The 3,198-nt window shown below is 43.4% G+C and carries 4 protein-coding genes; 2 read left to right on the top strand and 2 right to left on the bottom strand.

Translation table 11 applies throughout. The annotated features are described in order from the left end of the window. Together hflD and mnmA are read right to left on the bottom strand one after the other, a co-directional pair. Positions 1-487, bottom strand: a 487-nt coding sequence (gene hflD / locus AB4232_RS21025) for a high frequency lysogenization protein HflD (protein ID WP_372087937.1), incomplete at its 3' end; no start/stop codon positions are given. Positions 488-533: 46 nt separating this feature from the next. After that, complete coding sequence (gene mnmA / locus AB4232_RS21020) at positions 534-1,670, bottom strand: tRNA 2-thiouridine(34) synthase MnmA (protein WP_009848812.1); 1,137 nt, start codon at positions 1,668-1,670, stop codon at positions 534-536. Between the two features lie 203 nt (positions 1,671-1,873). Between mnmA and AB4232_RS21015 the strand changes: the two genes are divergently transcribed. Further along, positions 1,874-2,143: a hypothetical protein gene (locus AB4232_RS21015; protein WP_004734567.1), complete on the top strand. Its 270-nt coding sequence runs from the start codon at positions 1,874-1,876 to the stop codon at positions 2,141-2,143. A gap of 102 nt (positions 2,144-2,245) precedes the next feature. Beyond that, positions 2,246-3,198, top strand: a 953-nt coding sequence (locus tag AB4232_RS21010) for an inosine/guanosine kinase (RefSeq protein WP_372087936.1), incomplete at its 3' end; no start/stop codon positions are given.

Raw genomic sequence — 3,198 nt, 5'->3', positions numbered from 1 at the left:
CCTTATGCTGGCTCGACGTCTGTTGAAGTACAGCTGGCGTCCCAGAAACCTGAATACGCGGGCCGATAGGACTCACAACATCAAGGTAGATACTGGCTAGGTTGCTGATCATTTGCTCGTCAAACAGATCAAAGTGTTCAGTTTGACGTTCTGCAGTTTGAATACGATCGCCAAGCTGAGACATAGAGTCGTTACGAGAAGATAGCTTACGCTCAAGTGCCATCAAGCTGATGATGTAGCGAGTAATATCGCTACCAGCGGGAGTACTATCGATACCTTTTACTAAGCACTCAAGGCCAAGCTTTAGGTTCGCTTCACGTCCAAAGACACCCACGGTGTTCGCTGGATTGGTATTTAAAATGGCACTGAGTGAAGCTTCGAAGGCATCTTTATCACAATGGCCGTCTTTCGCTACTTGTTGAACCAAAGCCACAGCTTGGCAAATTCCAGCGAAAGCAATAGTACGGTCATAAAGTGTATTAGCCACGTAGTAACTCCTAGTTGTCTTCTATTGTTTGTCGTTCGATTATTGGTTAGATGCGCTTTTCAATGATACCACCACCAAGACATACGTTGTCTAGGTAGAACACTGCTGATTGACCTGGGGTCACCGCAATTTGTGGTTCGTCAAAAATAACCTTAATGTTCTCATCATCAATTGGGATGATTGTACAAGGAATATCGGTCTGACGGTAACGTGTTTTTACCGTGCACGTCATAACTTCAGTAATTGGTGTGCGATTAACCCAATGAAGCTGAGAAGCGATCAAACCTTCTGATTTTAAAAGAGGGTGGTCTTTACCTTGTACCGCGATCAGAACATTACGTTTAAGATCTTTTTCACCAACAAACCATGGTTCTTCATTACCGCCGCCACCTTTGGTGCCACCGATATGCAGGCCTTTACGTTGGCCTAGTGTGTGGTACATCAAGCCTTGGTGTTGCCCAATAACTTGGCCTTCTGGTGTCTCGATGTTTCCCGGTTGAGCGGGTAGGTATTTGCCTAAAAACTCAGTGAACTTGCGCTCACCAATAAAGCAGATGCCTGTTGAATCTTTCTTTTTCGCAGTGATCAAGTCTTGCTCTTCAGCAATACGTCGTACTTCTGGCTTCTCTAATTCACCCACAGGGAATAGGCTGCGTGCCACTTGATCTGAGCTTAGCGTATAAAGGAAATAACTTTGGTCTTTATTGCCGTCTAGGCCGCGTAGCATTTCTGGCTTCGCACCAGCGTCTAGCTCTTCTTGTGTTGGGAAAGTACGACGAACATAGTGACCCATCGCGATGTAGTCTGCGTCTAATACTTCATCCGCAAACTCTAAGAATGCTTTGAATTTGATTTCTTTGTTACAAAGGATATCTGGGTTCGGTGTACGACCCGCTTTGTATTCTTCCAGAAAGTACTCGAATACATTATCCCAGTACTCTGCTGCAAAGTTGATAGTGTGAAGGTGGATACCTAACTTGTCACATACCGCTTGAGCATCAGCAAGGTCTTCAGCTGCCGTGCAGTATTCTTCGTTATCGTCTTCTTCCCAGTTTTTCATGAAAAGGCCTTCTACCTGATAGCCTTGTTGCTGAAGAAGATACGCCGATACTGACGAATCTACACCGCCGGACATACCGACAATTACTTTCTTTTCGCTGTTTCCAGAGCTGATATCTGACATGTCTAAACACCGTTACTATTACTTGGTCGCAGATTCTAACAGAAAGAGAAACACCGTGACAGATCCGAGACCGGAATCACAGTTTCATTTGCACAAATAATGCGCTGACTTCGTTAGAGAATCGCATGAACGCGAGGAGACTCGCTAGGATGTCAGATCTATATGTGGCATAGTCGCTCAAAATCCAAGAGCTGAGATAAAAAATGTCTGAACAAAATGAGTTTATGCAAGAAGAACAGTTGATCGAGATTATCGAGAACCAACTTGAAGATGGGCAACCAGTAAAAGTTAAAGAGACGCTAATGCGTTTAATGATGACAGGTACACCTCGTGAAGAGGCAATTGCAGCGATGGCATGTGCACTGGCAATTGAAGTATTTGATGTAATGAAAAACGGCGCAGAGTTTAATCAGAAACGTTACGCCGAGCATTTGGGCATGCTGCCTGATCTTAGCTTTATGGAAGGCGAATAAAAAAATAGCCTAGCAAACGTTTGCTATAGTTTGAAAGATTGCCGCGTTAAATATAGCGCGGTAGAATCCGCCACCTATTTCCCCTTGACTTAGACTAGCCCTATGAAATTCCCTGGACAACGTAAATCAAAGCACTATTTTCCGGTTCACGCTCGTGACCCTTTAGTAAGCCAAGCTCAAACGAGCAAAAGAATGTCACGTACCCATATTATCGGTATTGACCAAACTTTGGTGGATATTGAAGCAAAGGTGAGTTCTGAGCTAATCGAAAAATATGGCTTAAGTAAGGGACACTCTTTGGTTATTGGTGATGAAGCTGCTGAATCTTTGTATCAAGAATTAAAAGAACAGTGCCTGATCACTAATGAATACGCAGGTGGCACAATTGGTAATACATTACACAACTACTCAGTATTGGCGGATGACCGTTCAACACTATTGGGTGTAATGAGCCAAGATATTAAAATTGGTAGCTACGGTTACCGCTATTTATGTAATACATCAAGCAGAATGGATCTGAACCATTTACAAGGGGTAGATGGCGCAATTGGTCGCTGCTTTGCATTAATTACAGAAGATGGTGAACGTACTTTCGCAATTAGCGAAGGACAAATGAACCAATTAAAACCAGAAAGCATCCCTGAGAAAATTTTCAAAAGTGCTTCTGCTTTAGTATTAACGGCGTATTTAGTTCGTTGTAAACCAGGTGACCCTATGCCTGAAGCAACAATGAAAGCTATTGAGTACGCGAAGAAATACGATGTACCTGTTGTTTTAACGCTTGGTACTAAATTCGTTATTCAAGATGATCCAGAGTTTTGGAAAGATTTCCTTGAACAACATGTAACCGTTGTTGCAATGAACGAAGACGAGGCTGAAGCATTAACTGGTGAAAGCGATCCTCTAGCTGCTTCAGACAAAGCACTAGATTGGGTAGACTTAGTTCTATGTACAGCAGGCCCTGTGGGCTTGTTTATGGCGGGTTACACAGAAGATGCAGTGAAGCGTGAAACATCATTACCGTTGTTACCAGGCTCGATTGCTGAATTTAACCG

Source organism: Vibrio sp. 10N.286.46.A8, from assembly GCF_041470165.1.
GTDB lineage: Bacteria > Pseudomonadota > Gammaproteobacteria > Enterobacterales > Vibrionaceae > Vibrio > Vibrio tasmaniensis_A.
The sequence above is the reverse complement of the archived record's forward strand: the minus strand, read 5'-3'. Positions and strand labels throughout refer to the sequence as shown.